The 16,847-nt window shown below is 68.2% G+C and carries 6 protein-coding genes; all 6 read left to right on the top strand.

From position 1 onward, the window contains the following. Positions 1-226: 226 nt before the first annotated feature. The 6 genes from U3649_RS14735 to U3649_RS14710 all read left to right on the top strand — a co-directional run bounded on the left by U3649_RS14735 (position 227) and on the right by U3649_RS14710 (position 16,750). The gene (locus tag U3649_RS14735) at positions 227-979 is read left to right on the top strand and encodes a serine protease (protein ID WP_407352065.1); all 753 of its coding nucleotides are present in this window, start codon (positions 227-229) and stop codon (positions 977-979) included. After that, positions 969-1,511, top strand: coding sequence for a TonB C-terminal domain-containing protein (locus U3649_RS14730; protein ID WP_407352064.1), 543 nt, complete (start codon positions 969-971; stop codon positions 1,509-1,511). The genes U3649_RS14735 and U3649_RS14730 overlap by 11 nt, the downstream gene beginning before the upstream one ends. 168 nt (positions 1,512-1,679) lie before the next feature. Continuing rightward, on the top strand, positions 1,680-2,444 hold the full coding sequence (locus U3649_RS14725; protein WP_407352063.1) for a secretin and TonB N-terminal domain-containing protein: 765 nt from the start codon (positions 1,680-1,682) through the stop codon (positions 2,442-2,444). Beyond that, complete coding sequence (locus U3649_RS14720) at positions 2,441-2,944, top strand: RNA polymerase sigma factor (RefSeq protein ID WP_407352062.1); 504 nt, start codon at positions 2,441-2,443, stop codon at positions 2,942-2,944. Before U3649_RS14725 ends, U3649_RS14720 begins: the two co-directional genes overlap by 4 nt. Before the next feature lie 191 nt (positions 2,945-3,135). After that, the gene (locus U3649_RS14715) at positions 3,136-4,212 is read left to right on the top strand and encodes a FecR family protein (protein ID WP_407352061.1); all 1,077 of its coding nucleotides are present in this window, start codon (positions 3,136-3,138) and stop codon (positions 4,210-4,212) included. Between the two features lie 373 nt (positions 4,213-4,585). Next, entirely contained in the window at positions 4,586-16,750 is a 12,165-nt protein-coding gene (locus tag U3649_RS14710; protein ID WP_407352060.1) for a filamentous haemagglutinin family protein, read from the top strand. Positions 16,751-16,847 lie beyond the last annotated feature (97 nt).

Genomic DNA, 16,847 nt, shown 5'->3' with positions numbered 1-16,847 from the left:
TCGGCCGCACCAGGCGATCAACGCATGTCCCGGCAGGCCCGCAGGTGAATGTAGCAGAGCCGTCACACTGTCCCGGCAGACTGATTCGATCGCCTTTTCCGATCCGGATCATTGTGACTGCCCTGGTGCCGATCCCAGGCTCGCCGGCCTGCACGTCCGGTTTACGGCAATGACGGTCGTGCCCGGGACAGGATCGATTGACCGCGTTCTTCGTACGGACCGTCGTATGGGCAGCGAACCGATGAAGCGGGGCAAAGCGCTTGCACGCCGTGCCGTCCATGCGGGCCTGTTGTGCCTCGCTTCGCCCTTGTGCGCGGCGCCGGCCCAGGAACCCGAAGCGCATGCGACGGGCATCTTCCTCAACATGGACGGCGACGTCATCACGGCCCGGCACGCGGTGGAGGGGTGCAAGCGGCTGTACGCGCTGAAGAACGGCCGGATCGCCCCGGTCCGGGTGCGGGCGATGTCGGACGACGTGGATGCGGCGGTGTTGGAGACCGGCCTGCAGCCGCTGCTGGCGGCGACTTTCCCGGTCGATGCCGCGGACGGAGCCGTGGCCACGCCGGTCTTCGCCGAAGGATACAGCGCGCTGCAGGCGATGCCGGATCGCGCACGGGCGATGTTCAATGCGGTGACGGTCCCTGCGGAGGGCCGGTTCGCGATGATGTCGCCCGTGCGGCCGGGGGCCAGCGGCAGTGCCGTACTGGGCGCCGACGGTCGCGTGCTGGCGATGGTGGTGGAGCGCGCGTCCGTGTCGCGCGGCGCCGGCGGCGTGCACTTCCTGAGCCGCGGGTCCAACCGCGTGCTGCCCGCCGGGGGCGCCACCGAAGTGGCCGCGGTGCCGGCGCAGGCGATCAAGTCGTTCCTGCGCGAGAACGCCGTCCGGTTCGATGAAAGCGAACGCGCGCAGTTGGGTCATGAACAGCCGAGCGCACCGCGGGCGGCCACTTTGTCGGTAGGAGTGATCTGTGAGAAATAGACGCGAGCAGGGAATCGAAAACGCTGTGGAGTCCCAGGGCGCGGCCGAAGCAGCGGACGGCGGACGGCGCCCCGGCTGGCTGGCGCGGGCCTGGGCGCGGATGTCCGCGCGCCGTACGCACCTGCTGGCCGGCACTGCGCTGGCGGCGGCGTTGTCGGTCGCCCAGGCGCAGGAAGCGGTGCCCGAGCATTGGATCGTCTATGCGCGGATGACCGGCAATGCCTTGCAGGCCCAGCTCAGCGAAGGGGCAGGCGATCTGGTCACGCGCATGCATGCCTGGATGAACAGGCAGCAAGAGCAAAGCGGCGAGCCGCTGTCGGTGGTGGTTCGCATCTGGATCTCGCCGGAAGGCTGGGTGGAGCGCAGCGAGTTCGACAACCTGGGCGACGCGCAGGCCGATGCCGACCTGCGCGCGATCCTGAGCGCGCATCCCTTGCCCGAGCCGCCGCCGCCGGACATGCGCCAGCCGCTGGTGCTGCAGCTGACCTTGCAGCCGAATCCGGACTACGAACCGGACGTCGACCGGCTCTGAGGGGCAGGGGAACGGCAACGGCTTGGAAACAGGGGGAACCGCAAGCGGGTGAAGGTCCTGGAACATCCGAAAGAGAGAGACAAGAGACACCAAAGCGTCACATTGACGCTCTACTTTGGCGAGGACAAGCACTGAAGTCCGTCTCCGAAGAAGGTCAAGAGAACCGAAATGGTTGCGGTCGGTCCTGCCATGGCCCTTTCGGGGGTATTGGCGATGGCTGTGGCAACCGTTCCGGTGATGCGGGGGCATGCCTCGGCCTGCGACGGAAGCGGCGAACAGGTCCGTCCGGACCGGACAACAGCCGCTGGACGCCAGATCTCATGTGGCGAGGCTGCGCGGGTGGAGGGTCGGTTCGATTTCGACATCCAGCCCCAGGCGCTCGACGGAGCGATCGAGGCGTTCAGCACCACGACCGGGCAATCGGTGATCTACGACAGCAGGCTGACGAGCGGGATTGCGTCCACGGGCGTGGATGGACGGTACATGCCGGCGGAGGCAATGGCCCGGATCCTGGAAGGCAGCGGATTGGCGGTGCGGCGAGTAGGGAGCGACGCGCTGGTCCTGGTCCGCGACTCCCCCGCAACCGAAGCCGGGCAGACGGGGGCAATCGTGGACGAGCGCTGGTACTACGGGGCGATCCAGAAGAAGGTCAACGACGCCTTCTGCCGGCGGGCGGAACTGGCCGGGGGAGGCCATCGCATCGCACTTCAGATCTGGCTCGCCGCCGACGGCCGTCTCGACCGGATGAAGCTCCTGGAGTCGACGGGCGAGCCCCGGGTCGATGCCGCGGTCTACGACGCTACGCGCGAAATCGAGTTGGCGCGCGCGGTGCCCGACAGCCTGGCCCAGCCTTTCACCATGCTGATCCTGCCGCGCGGGTCGGGATACGAGTGGGGCTGTCCGCAGCCGGAAACGGAGCGATCGCAGCCGTGAGCGACAACGCAAGCGCCGTCCTGCAGGAGTTCCTGACGCTCCGATACCATGACCTCAAGTGGCGCCTCGCCCGGCACCTGGGGTCGGACGAGATCGCCGCCGATGCGCTCCAGGAGACCTGGCTGCGTTTGTCGACGCGGCGGGTCGCCGATACGGTGACGAGCCCATGGAGTTACCTGTTCCGGATGGCGATGAACGCCTCGGTCGACCTGCACCGGTCCGCAAGTCGGCGGCTGGCCATTCACGAGGTCGACGACCTTCTGGAGCTGGCGGATCCGGCTCCGGGGCCGGCCGAATCGGCCAGTGCGCAAGCCGATCTGCAGGCGTTGATGCGGGTGATGCAGGAGCTGCCCGAAAGGCGAAGGCGTATCCTGCTCGCGGTGCGCGTCGAACGGCTTACGCAGCCCGAGGTCGCCAGGCGCCTGGGAATCTCGCTGCGGCTGGTCGAGCTCGAACTGCAAAAGGCGCAGGCGCATTGCGCGGCCCGGCTGGGACGCTGAAGTCGCAGATCGACTAATGCGTTGTTTGCGGTATCGAGGGTGGCGGACCGTCTTCTTGATCGAGGAACCTCGCAAGTTCAGAGGTTCCGCAAACCAGGATGGTTTGCCCGAGGGTCGAGCACGCAAGTGCTCGACCCTCGGGAGCCAGTCCGGGCATGGGCCGGACCGGCGATGTCTGAACAAGTCCATGGATGGGCTTGTTCAGAACTCGAGCAGGAGCGGCGCGCCATTGCGGCGAGAGCGGTCCGCACGGTGGGTGGGCGAATTGTGGCATGACATTTTCCGGTTCGAACGACAACGCGCAGAAGACGGCTCTCAGGCGTGAAGCCGATGCCTGGATCCGGCTGCTGACGTCCGGGAAGGCGACTTCGGACGACGTCGAGGCGCTGCAGCATTGGCGCGGGCAGGGACCGGCGCACCGAGCCGCATTCGAGGACGCCAAGCGACTCTGGCGGGATTTCGGCCCGGCCGGAGAGATGTTGCTGCAACAGTGCCGGCAGGCGCCGGGGTCGAACCCCGTCGACCGGCATGCGATGAGCCGCCGTGCGTTTCTCGGCGGCATGGCGGTCGCGACCGTGGCCGGCGCCGCGGCCATCGCGGAGTATCCGCTCCTCGGCCGATGGGCGCCGATGTCCGAATGGGGCGCCGACTACCGGACGGCCACCGGCGAGCAGCGGCGCGTGCGGCTGCCGGGCGACATCGTGCTGGCGATGAATACGCAGACCAGCGTTTCGCTCCTGCGCCATGCCGGCCAGGTCGAAGGGCTGACGCTGCTGTCCGGCGAAGCGGCCATCGATGCGCAGGGCATGGCGTACGGCCGATTCCGGGTCGCCTCGGAGCACGGCATCGTGACGGCATCCTTGCCGGCGCGGTTCGAAGTCAGAAGCGACGAAGGGCGGACCTGCGTCACCTGCCTGTCGGGCCGTATCGAGGTGCGCGCCGGCGACCGCAATTGGACCTTGCTGGATCGGCAGCGGATCGACTACGGCGACGGCGGCCTGGAAACGGTGCGATCCTTCGATCCGGAGATCGCCTCGGCCTGGCGGGACGGCGTGGTCGTGTTCCGGCAAACGCCGTTGCCGGAAGCGATATCGGAGATCAACCGGTATCGCCGCGGCAGGGTCGTGCTGATGAACCGGGATCTCGAGCGGCAGGCCGTCAGCGGGCGTTTTTCGATCCGGAACATGGATCTCGTGATCGCGCAGATACAGCAGGCGTTTTCCACCCGCGTCACCAAGCTGCCCGGCGACATCGTACTGCTGGGTTGACGGGCGAGGCTCGCTCGCGCATGGGCAGGTTTCGCCCTTCCCCCGCAAGCGGGAGAAGGGATCCATCACTGAGGTTTCCCCACATTTCCTGGCGCTTATCTTCCCCCTTTGAAAAAGGGGGATTGAGGGGGATTTGCTTTGGCTGTGGCTTTGTCGGGCGCCCGCATGGCCCTGGCGGCCATGCCCCACCGGATTGCAGTCGTCGTGGCGAAGCAAATGCGGCGCATGGTGAATGGAGCGAATGGACCGTCGGGTTTGCGGGGTCGCCCGGCAACGAGCGTCGTGAAGAAGGTAAGTGCTGCGCGGCATGCCGAGCGGTCGACCGCTCACATCCGCTTCCTTGCCACCGCCAAGCAGAGAGCCTGAAGTGTCCATGCATGCGACCACCCCCCGCGATCCCTCGTTCCGCGCCCCCCGGTTGGTATTCCGGACCGCCGTGCACCCGCTTTCGCGCGCCATCGCAGCGCTGCTCCTGGCCGGCGGGGTGACGGGAACGGTATCGGCGCAGCAGGCGTTCAGCCCGGCATGGTTCGCCAACAAGGGGGAGGCGCAGGGCAACGCGGCGGCGACCGGCCTGCTGCCCAACGGCCTGCCGGCCCATACGCTCACCGGTCCGCAGCAGCAGTCGCAGGCCGCGCGCGAGCGGCTGCAGACCTCGCTGGAGAACCTCAATACCGCCGCGCAGGCGATCGCGATGCAGCAGCGCCTGCAACAGCAGGCGCGGGACGCGGCGCTGGTGCGCCCGTCGGACCTCCCTGACGGCCTGGGCGAAGGCGGCCTGAAGATCGACGAGAACGAGCTGACGAAGGGTTGGCACAACGCCAAGGACCCGACGCAGACCGTGGCCGACGGCCAGACCACGGTCAGCATCGAGCAGACGGGCGACCGGGCGATCCTGAACTGGGAGACGTTCAACGTCGGGCGCCACACCACGGTGGATTTCGCGCAGCAGGCCGACTGGTCGCTGCTCAACCGGGTCAACGACCCGAACGCGCGGCCCTCGCAGATCCAGGGGCAGATCAACGCCGATGGCACGGTGTTCCTGCTCAACCGCAACGGCGTGCTGTTCGAGGGGTCCTCGCAGGTCAACGTGCGCAACCTGGTCGCCGCGGCGGCGCAGATGAGCGACAGCCAGTTCAGCGCCAGCGGCCTGTACGGCGCCAACGGCGCGGCCAGCTTCACCGACGCCGGCGGCGCGGTCACGGTGGCGGCGGGCGCGCAGATCCGGACCCATGCACCGCAGTCGGTCACCGAAGGCGGCGGCTACGTGCTGCTGCTGGGCACCGAGGTCGGCAATGCCGGCGAGATCGCGACCGTTCGCGGCCAGACCCAACTCGCCGCCGGCGACGGCTTCGTCATCCGCCGGGGCGTGGGCACCGAAGGCAACCAGCATTCGACCACGCGCGGCAACGAGGTGGCGGTGCTGCGCAATGCCGACGGCGTCGACGACGCGGGCGCGCCGCTGCCCAACCCCGCCGGCACCGTGACCAACAGCGGCCTGATCCAGGCCCGCGAAGGCGACATCACCCTGGCCGGCCACGCCGTGCGCCAGGACGGCGTGGCGGTGGCGACGACCACGGTCAACACCCGCGGCACGATTCACCTGCTGAACTCGGCCGGCGACGCCACCGGCCGGGTCGCGCTGGGCGAGGGCGCCACCACGGCGGTGTTGATCGAGGACGACGGCGAGACCACCGCGCTGGACAGCCAGCGCGACGCGCTGATCGCGGAGTCGGCGGCGATGGACGCGCAGCGGATGGGGGCGGCCGCGGGCGTCTTCGACAACTACTCGCGGCTGTCGGACCGGCGCGACCAGTCGCGCATCGAGATCGTCTCGGGCGGCGACGTGGCCTTCGCGGGCGACTCGCTGACGCTGGCGACCGGCGGCCAGATCGCGGTCAGCGCCGGTGACCGCGCCTTCGTCGCCGACGGCGCGCGGCTCGACGTCGCAGGTGCGGTGGGCGTGCAGGTGGCGATGGCGTCCAACGCCGTGCGGGTCAACGTGCAGGGCAACGAGCTGCGCGACTCGCCGCACAACCGCGACAGCGGCGCGCTGTTCAACAGCAATGTCTGGGTGGACACGCGGGAGCTGATCTACGTGCCGGCCGGGACCGGCGGCTACGCATCCGACCGCTGGTACACCGCCGACGGCCTGCTGGAGGTGGGGGGCTACCTGGGCAACCAGGGCCACGGCATCGGCGCGTGGGCCGCGCAGGGCGGCACCGTCACGCTGGGCGGCCACGAGGTCGTGACCCAGGCCGGCTCCACGGTGAACATCGCCGGCGGCACGCTCGACGTGCAGACCGGCTCCCTCAACCAGACCTGGCTGCGGACCGGCGCCGGGCAGGTGTACGCGCTGGGCCAGGGGCCGGTCGACGCGACGTATGCCGGGACCTACATCGGCTACGCGCTGGATCACGCGCGCTGGGGCGTGGAGGAGGCCTTCTTCAGCCCGGTCATCGCGCCGCGGCGGCGGCTGGAGAACGGCTACACGGTGGGCCGCGACGCCGGCCGGCTGATCGTCAGCGCGCCGACGGCGGTGCTGGAAGGGGCCATCGTCGCCGACGTGTTCGACGGCGAGCGGCAGGCCCACGCCCGCGCCGACGGCGTCAGCGACGGCTACAAGCTCGGGCAGAACACCGCGGCCAGGGCCGGCACGGTGGCGCTCGGCCAGTATGGTGCGTTCGGTCGTGAGGGTGTCTACAACACCGATGTCGTCATCGGCGACGTCGAGAACATCACCGCAGGTCTCGCCACGGACAACATGCTGCCCGTCGAGCGCATGGGCACCGCCTGGTTCGATGCGACCTACCTGAACGACCAGAAGCTCGGTGGCATCGATTTCGCAACTGACGGCAAGATCACCATCGATGCGCCGCTGTCCGTGGCAGACGGTGGTTCGGTCTCGCTGATCGCGCCCATCGTCGATATCGAGGCTGACATCACCGCCCGCAGCGGGAGCATCACCGCGACGAACCATTTTGCCGCCGCCGGTTTGGGCGGCGTTTCTACGGAGCTGCTCACATCGGCAGATGCCGCTCCCGGCGTCACTGTCGCGCAGGGCGTCACGCTCGATGTGCGCGGATTGTGGGTGAACGAGCTTCAGGACGGGGCAATCGGCGGCAAGCGGGCCTTCATCGATGGCGGCGACGTTCGCCTGGTCTCCTCGGGAGAGGTGACCCTTGCCGAAGGCAGCCTGATCGACGCCTCATCGGGCGGCAGAATAACGGCCAGTGGTGAGTTCGAAGGGGGACGCGGCGGAGACGTCACACTCCGCGCCGACGCCGCCATCATGGGGCCCGGAACGGGTGTGGGTCTGTTGACGCTCGATGGGGACATCCGTGCCTACGGCGTTACCGGCGGCGGTACGCTCAGGATCGAAACCGGAAGTTCGATCGTGATCGACGGTCAGGCCACCGAGACCCAGGGTGTGCTGGCGGCTGGTGAGTCGGCCGATGTCAGTTTGATCCTGGCCGAAGACTACACCGTGGCCGCGGGTGAACTGCTTCCGATGGATGTGGTCCTGACACGGATCGAAACGCCGATTGTGCCGCCCGGCGAAAGGGTTCCTTCATCGGTAACCTGGAGTGGTTCAGTCACCACGGCCGCCGACTGGGTCATTCCTGCCCTAGCCATAGGGGGCGACCGCTACATTTATACATCGACCGGCGAACGATACACGCGTGGCGATACCGTGCCGGCTGGGGCTGTCCTTGTCTCGGGCGTGCTCCTAACAAACATGTTAGTGCCGGCCGATGTCTTCCCGGACGGATTCCCGTTGATGCCGACACCGGTCGACGCTCACTACGCTGCTGGAACGCCAGCGCCCGAGGCCGTCACATTGGCGGCAGGCGGCATGCTGATGCCGGGCACGGTTCTGCCGCGCGACGCTACGATCAGGCCGGTGCTGGAGCTGGAGAATACGCTTTTCCAAAAAGGCTTTTCCCGCTACGAGGTGTCGAGTGCGACGGGCATGCTTGTCGCAAGCGGCAGTCAGATCGATGTGACCATGCCGGTCTACCGGCTGGGCGCCGAAGCGCCGCGCATGCCCACCGGCAGCGATCCGGAGGCGGTGCTGGAGCTCTGGACGCCGCCGCTCTATATCGAGAACGATCACACGCTGACGCTCACTCAGCGCAAAGGCGCCGACGTCTCCTTCTCGGCCGGACACGCTGAAGGCAATCTGGACGCGCCGCTGACTATCGGCTCCGGCGCGGCCGTCACCGTCGATCCCGGCCATTCGATCTCGCTCTCGGGAACCGGGCAAGTCACGGTCGAGGGTGAACTCCACGCGCGCTCCGGCGCCATCACGATCCGCGGCGGCAGCACCGAGCATTACGTCGCCGGCCGCTCGATCTGGATCGGCGAGCATGCCGTTCTCGACGCGGCGGCGCGCGCGGCCACAGCCACGACGGCCAGCGGCCGGACCTATGGCTGGGTGAGCAATGGCGGGAGCATCACGATCGGCGCCGCGGAACCTGGTTTCGGCAGCAATCCATCGTTCAGCGAAACCTCCTCTCCAGTCATCGTCCGGCCTGGCGCGCGGCTCGACGCCTCCGGCACGAGTGCGGTCCTCGACCTGCCGATTGGCACGACGGAGGTGGCGAGCAGCGGCGGCGCCATCACGCTCGCCTCCGCGCTGGGCATTGCCTTCGAGGGCACGATGCGTGCGGCGGCCGGTGGTATCGGGGCCGCGGGCGGCACATTAAGCCTGGGCCTAGAATCGACCTTGATGCCCCCCATGGGGTCTGACGTCGCAAAGACGCCACGCATCCTGACGGTCACGCAGCGCCGCGAGGCGCCGGAGCTGCCGGGCGGCCTCGCGCCCGGCGCGGACGATCCGGCGCTTCCCTACGGGGGAGCGTGGATCAGCGCCGAGGAGGTCGACGCCGGCGGCTTCGGCAACCTGGCGCTCTGGAGCGCGGATGTCATCCGCTTCGACGGCGATGTGTCGCTCTCGCTCAGCGAGAGCCTCGCGCTGCATCGCGGCGTCATCGCCCTTGCCGACGCAACACCGGACGCGCAGGTGCGTCTGGCTGCACCTTATGTCCGGCTCGATGGCATGGGCGGGCTCAAAGGCGAGTTTGGGAAGATCTATCCGGGGCTCGACGAGCACTGGTTGCCATCGGCGTACAATGGTGGCCGGCTCACCGCCGAAGCAGACCTGATCGATATCGGCAACGCCGTTCTGTTCGGCGTGTCGGGCCGCTATATGGTTGACGGCAATCAGTCGGGCCAACCCGTGGTCTATGTCGACTTCGATGCGCCCGGATTCGCGGAGATTGAACTGACGAGCCGCGGCGACATCCGCTTCCGTGATGGTGGGCTCGTCACGGCAGGCAACCTCACGCTGACGGCGGCTCAGCTCTATCCTGTGACGAGCGCGGCGACGACCATCATCGCCGGTGCCGGGAGTGATCCCTCGGGGACGCGCAGCATCGTGCCTTCGCCGGACGGCGTGTTGACCATCCGGAGCAACGGGAGCCCACTGCCGCCGCTTCCGGCGTCGGCCTTCGGCACGCTGACCCTGATCGGCGGAACCATCGACCAGGGGGGTGTCCTGCGCGCTCCGCTCGGCAAGATCTACTTTGGCAAAATGGGCCTGGCCACGCCAAGCGACCCGCGCTTCAGCATCAGCACGTCCGGGACCGGAGGCGCGGGCCAAGTGGTTCTGCGCGACGGCAGCGCAACTTCGGTCAGCGCCGCGGGCCTCCTCCTGCCCTACGGCGGGACGGTCGACGGGATCACCTATCTCTATGACGGGGTGGAGGTGGATATCACGAGCCTCCTTCAGCTCTCCGATGCCTACGAGGGCAGCACCGGCAGGGTGATCCCAGGGCCGGGAGAGATCTCGATCGAGTCCATGAGCCTCATCGCAGAGCCCGGCTCGGTGCTCGATCTCAGCGGTGGCGGCGACCTCGCCGGGGCAGGTTTTATCTCGGGGCGTGGCGGCTCGGTCGACGTGCTGCGGACACCGCTCGTCAATTCCAACCCGGCCTATGGCTTCAGCGCGGCCGGCAATCAGATCTATGCGATCCTCCCCGGCTACGTCTCGGGCTATGCTCCGATCGCGCCCGACAACGGCGCGGGCGATCCGGCCATCGGACAGCAGATCACCGTTCCCTCCGGTGTCCCGGGCCTTCCGGCGGGCACTTACACATTGTTGCCCTCGACCTATGCGCTCCTGCCCGGCGCCTATCGCGTTGAACTCGGCGACGCCTCGTTGCTCGGCCAGCCCGCGGTGCTCGGCAACGGCTCCTGGTTCACTGGCGCCACGCTCGGGATCGCCAATACGTCGATTCGCGATGCGGTCCCGACCGGGGCCGTGATTACGGCCGGCAACGCCCTGCGCACCTATTCCCAATATAGCGAAGCCAGTTATAGCCGCTTCGTGCTCGACACGGCGGCAAGGTTCGGAACGACACGCGGCCGCCTGCCCGCCGACGGCAAGCTCCTGACACTCGGTTTCGCGAATACCGGCGAGGTGCTTTCCTTCGAAGGCAGCGCCCTTCTCGCGCCGGAAGAGGGCGGCTATGCCGGAGCCCTGACCGTGAGCGCCGACTCGCTCGAGATCAAGGCGTCCGGCGCTGCGGCGACGCCGGATACGGTCTCGCTCGACGCGGAGGACCTGTCGCATTTTTCCGCCGGGACGCTTCTCATCGGGGGGCTCTACAAGCCCCAGACCGGCTCGGAGGCACAGGTCAACTTCAGCGGCGCAGGAAGCATCGCCGTGCGCGAGGGTGCCGTGCTCGAGGCGGGGCAGATCATCCTCTCCGGCTCCGACGTCCTGGTCGAAAGCGGCGCCGTTCTGGACACGACGCACAGCACGGTCCCGGTACCGGATTCGAGCCTCGGCTTCGTCTTCGCGAACAACGGCAACTCGGTCGTCGCCGTGGCCGAGGGCCGGCTCAATTTCCTGCCGGCGGAGCCCGACGAGACCAGTTGGCCCCCGAAGTCCCTCGTCGTCGAAGACGGCGCAGTCCTCACCACGCGCGGCAGCATCGGCTTCCTGACCAACGGCGATTTGACATTGGGCCAGGCGGTGCTCAACGCACGCGACCTCACGCTCGGTCTCAATGTGGTGAACGCCGGCACCGATACCTCGCTCGCTGCTGCCGCGGCAGCCGGCATTCTGGCGCCGGGCTGGATGCTCACGCAGGAGGCACTCGACCGTCTGCTCGACCCCAGCGATCCGAACCTCCCCGCACTTGAGCAGCTCACGCTGGCCGTGCACGAATCGATCAATTTCTTCGGCGACGTCGCGCTCGATGCGCGCAACGGCGCCGACGACGCGGCCCGGACCACGCTCGTCCTCAACACGCCGGCCATCTATGGCTGGGGCGCCGAAGGGGCCTCCGCCGTGCTCGCGGCCGACAGGCTTGTCTGGAACGGGGTGGCGACAGGTGCCGGCACCGACGAGAGGCCATATGGGAGTCTGACGCCGCCGGCGGTATTGCCGGGCGGTGCGGGCACCGGCTCCGGCCAGTTGACGCTCGCGGCGCGTGAGATCCTTCTCGGCTACGATCCCATGGCGCGCAGCCAGGACAATGCCGAGCTGGAGCGGTTGGCACTCGGCTTCTCGTCCGTGAACGTCGTTGCGACCGACAAGGTCTCGGCCTCCAACCGCGGCAGCCTGTCGGTCTACACGAGCGGCACCGACGCCGGCTCTTACGCCGGCGGCGACCTCACCATCACCACGCCGTTGCTGACCGCCGAGAGCGGCGCCTTGATCGACATCCGCGCGGGCGGGAATGTCATGGTCGTGGCGGCCGGACAGGCGGCCGATCCTGCGACGCGCGCCGAACTCGGCGGCGAGGTGCGGCTCGAAGGTGCCGGGATCGCGCTCGACACGACCGTGGCGCTGCCGAGCGGGCGGCTTGTGCTGATGGCCGACGGCGATATCGCGTTCGGCGACCGGGCGCTGATCGATCTGTCCGGTCGCGCCATCACTTTCTTCGACGAGACGAAATATAGCTGGGGCGGCAGCCTGGAGATGGAAAGCCGCTCGGGCCGCATCGACCAGGCGGCGGGCTCGATGATCGACGTCTCGGCCGAGAACAACAACGCCGGCTCGATTGAGGCCTCAGCCACCGGGGCCGGCGGTATGGTGACCCTTGCGGGGACCCTCAGCGGAACGAGCAGCGGCGGCTTCGCCATGGGCGGCTTCACGCTTGCCGCCGACACCATCGCCGATTTCGTAGGCCTCAACAATCGGCTGACGCAGACCGGTTTTCTCGGCGCGCGCAGCTTCACGACCAAGAGCGGCGACCTCGCCGTCGGCGACGAAGTGAAGGCCGGAACCGTGACGATCGCCGTCGATGGCGGCAGCCTGACGGTCGCCGGCCGCATCGATGCGAGCGGCGAGAAGCCCGGCGCGATCCGCCTTTCGTCGCGCGATGATCTCTCGCTCGCGCCGGATGCCGTTCTCGACGCGCACGGGACGGTCCTGCAGACGGACTCCTACGGTGCGGCGATCGAGGCGAAGAACCGCGGCCATGTGGAGCTGACGGCACGGCAAGGCATGGTCACGCTTGCCCCGGGATCGGTGATCGACCTCAGCACGCCGGACGGGGCTGCGCGCGGGCAGATCGAGATCAATGCGCCGCGTCTGGGCGGTAACGACATCGCCATCGATGCGGCGAGCGGTGTGGCCATCCAGGGTGCCGCCAGCATCGCCGTCAACGGCTTCCGCAGCTACACACCGTCGGACGGTTCCATCGATCAGGCCTATCTGGATGGCATTCATGCCGACAGCGCAGGCTTCATCGACGCGGCGCTTGCCAATGGCTCACTGCAGACACGGCTCGCCGGGTTGCAAGCCTATGGCGACGCCTTCCACTTGCGGCCCGGCGTGGAGATCGTGAGCGAGGGCGATCTCGCGACGAGCGGCGATCTCGACCTGTCGGGCTACCGCTACGGTCCCGATACCGATTCCGGCATCCGCGGCTTGGGCGAGCCGGGCGTCCTCGTCATCCGTGCCGGCGGCAATATCGACATCGAGGGCAGCATCAATGACGGTTTTGCGCCGCCGCCCGCCACGCCGGACGACGGTTTCTTCGGAGACGGCGGAACGGTGGTCATCCCGGCGGGCACGACCCGGCCCGATGATTGGACGCTGGAAACGGACCTGGCCGTTCTGGAGGATTGGGTCGTTCCCAACACGCCCTTCTACCAAGACTTCTGGGGCTACATATACGATACCAGCGGGATCTATTACGGGCCGGGCGAAGTCGTTGCCGCCGGGACCACGCTGGCCGCCTGGAGTGCGGTTTTCGAGGCCGGCACGCCCTTGCCGTCCTATGCTTCTGTGGGCTTTGGGTCGGGCCGCATGTGGGCGGTGGCGCCCATGCTGGAGCCCGGCGCGCTGTCCTGGTCCATGCGTCTCGTGGCGGGGGCCGACCTCATGGCGAGCGATACGCGGACGGTTGCGCCTGTCGGCGCTCTCGCCGGCGGCGGCAATCTCGTCCTCGACAATCTGCACAGGACGGTGCTCGACGAAGCGGATGCCATCAGCGTGGTACGCACCGGCACAGGCTATCTCGACCTTATCGCCGGCGGCGACTATCGGCACGACACCCTTTTCGGTGTCTACACTGCCGGCACCGCGCTCCCCACCGCTGAAACGGCGGATTACAGCGTGCCGCGTGGCACCGTCTTCGGCTCGGCGCTGGGCGGCTACTCCGACTACGAGATGGCGCTCAGCCCCACACGCATGTGGTTCACGGAAGGTGGCGGCGATGTCACCATCGCGGCGGGCGGCTCGATCGCCGGCTACGAGCAGTATGGCGACGAGGACAGCGCCAAGTCGAAAGCCGGCGATTGGCTGTGGCGGCAGGGCAATGAGTCGCTCGGCCAGCCGACCGCCTGGGGCATCAATTTCGGCACCTATGTTTTTGATCCCCTGTACCAGAGGCCGCAGCTTGTCGGCTTTTCCGGCATCGGTGCGCTCGGCGGCGGCAATGTCGCCGTCAAGGCCGGCGGCGATGCCGGTGTCACCACCGCGATCACGTCCTCCTGGGATACTTTTTCGACATCCAGCACTCTGGTGGTCGCAGTCGCCGGCAGCGGCCGCGTCGGACCCGATGGTGTGCTCCGGCAAACGGGTGGCGGCGACCTGACCCTCGACATCGGCGGCCGCCTCAATCCGGCGCCGTTCTGGACCAAGGCCAGCGACGGTGCATCGGGAATGCTCGTGAACCTGCGCGGCGACATCGCGGTCACTGCCTCCACCATCGGCCATATGATGGGAGCAGGCTACGGCCAGCCGCCACCTGGCGATCCGCGGCCGACCGAGCCCATGCGTCCTTACCAGCGCGTGGCGAGCGGCGGTCTGGCGCTGGTGCTGGGCGACAGCCGTGTTGCGGTCAACACGGGTGGCGATCTCGCCATCAACAACGTGATCGATCCGGGCCGCGTGCCGACCTCGGGCTCCACGCCCGCAGCGGAATATGGCGGCCTTAGCGATTCCATAGAAAACGCCACCTGGTTCACGCTGTGGACCGGCCGCACCGCCGTCGACCTTTTCTCGGCCGGCGGATCGGTTGCCCTGGCGCGCAGCGGTTCGGACCCTACGGCTCTCTACTTGCCGTCCGCCCTCGGTATTGTCGCGGCTGGCGGCGACATCGTCATGGCTGGCGGCGAAATCATCCTGATGCCGTCGCCGAGCGCGCGGCTCGACTACTTCGCCCGCGATTCGATCCTGCAGGGCAGCGCCACCTTATCCGGCGGCTCGCCGGACGATATCGCGACGCCGTTCCGCCCGGCCTGGACGCTCTCGGATTTTATGGGGGGGCAGTCCGGCACGCTTTACGCCACCAACTACTGGGCCGACGACAGGCGATACGATCCGTGGTTCAACGGTGGCGAGCTTTTCACCTTCGGGCTCGATACGGTCGGCGATCTTGGCGACCTGGGCGCGGATCCGATGCGCTTTTACGCCTTGCACGGCGACATCATCAATTTCAAAACGGGCGAGACTTCGAACGTCGGGGTGGGCGGCGAAAGCTTGATTTTCCACCGTGCTAGCAGGCCGGTGCGGATGCTGGCCGGCCGGGACCTCTTTGGCGTGAGCGGCCTCATCCTGCATGGTGACGAGCGCGACGTGTCGATCATCCAGGCCGGACGAGACATCGTTTGGGGCAGTTTCGACATTGCGGGGCCCGGCGTTCTCGAAGTCAGCGCCGGGCGCAACCTCTATCAGGCTGGTCCGGGCGGAAACCAACTCGGAAAGCTGACGAGTATCGGCCCACTAGTGCCGGGTGACCAAAGGCCGGGCGCCTCGATCGTGATGCAGGCCGGTGCCGGGCCGCAGGGGCCGGACTATGCGGGGCTGATGCGTTATCTCGATCCCGCCAATCTCCTGCCGGCCGGAACGCCGCTCGACGGCTCGGGCAAGCTCGCCAAGACCTACGAGTCGGAACTCGCGCAGTGGTTGGAGCAGCGCTACGGCTTTGACGGTGCGGTCGGGGAGGCGCAGGCCTTCTTCTCTGGCCTCGCACCGGAGCAGCAGCGCATCTTCCTGCGCGAGATCTACTATGCCGAGCTCAGGGCCGGCGGGCGCGAGTACAACGCCCCCGACAGCCGCCGCTTCGGCTCCTATCTCCGGGGCCGCGAGGCAATCGCGGCCCTGTTCCCGGAGACCGACGAGAACGGCAATCCGGTGGTTCGTGGCGGCGACATCATCATGTATGGCGGCAACGAGTGGACGGGCGCATCCGGCGTGCGCACGCTGTTCGGCGGCGACATCCAGATACTGGCGCCCCACGGCCAGATCGTCGTCGGCGTGGAAGGGCAGGTGCCGCCGTCCTCGGCGGGTGTCATCACGCAAGGATCTGGCGACATTCAGATGTACTCGAAGGATTCGATCCTGCTCGGGCTGTCGCGTATCATGACCACCTTCGGCGGCGACATCCTGGCTTGGTCGGCGGAGGGCGACATCAACGCCGGCCGCGGCGCCAAGAGCACCCTGGTCTACACGCCGCCGCGCCGGGTCTACGACGACGTCGGTAACGTGACCCTGTCGCCGCAGGTGCCGAGCACCGGCGCCGGTATCGCCACCCTCGACCCGATCCCGGAAGTACCGCCGGGCGACATCGACCTGATCGCGCCGCTGGGCACGATCGACGCCGGCGAGGCGGGCATCCGCGTCTCCGGCAACGTCAACCTGGCCGCGCTGCAGGTGGTGAACGCCGAGAACATCCAGGTGCAGGGCGAGGCGACCGGCCTGCCGGCGACCGCGGCAGTGAACGTGGCCGCGCTGACCTCGACGAGCGTCGCGGCCAACAGCGCGGTGCAGGCGGCGCAGGACATGGTGCAGCGACAGACGCAACAGTCCCGCCCATCGATCATCAGTGTGGAGGTGCTGGGCTTCGGCGACCGCACGAGCAGCCGCACGGCGCCGCTGCCCGGTGCCGTCGCGTCCGCCGCGCCGCGCGCCGGCTACGATCCCGGCAGCGCCTTCCAGGTGCTGGGCAATGGCGCGCTGGACGAAGCGCAGCGCGGGCGGCTGACCACGGCGGAGCGGAACTCGCTGGAGTAGCGCTTCCGCGGGGCGGCGCCGTCCGCTTGCATGTTGACGGGCGCCATCGCGCTCCGGCCGGCAAAACAGGTCCGGCAACTCGGGGCGGACGTCACCG

It is taken from the genome of Luteimonas sp. R10 (assembly GCF_045689605.1).
In the GTDB taxonomy this organism is placed as follows: domain Bacteria; phylum Pseudomonadota; class Gammaproteobacteria; order Xanthomonadales; family Xanthomonadaceae; genus Luteimonas.
The sequence above is the reverse complement of the archived record's forward strand: the minus strand, read 5'-3'. Positions and strand labels throughout refer to the sequence as shown.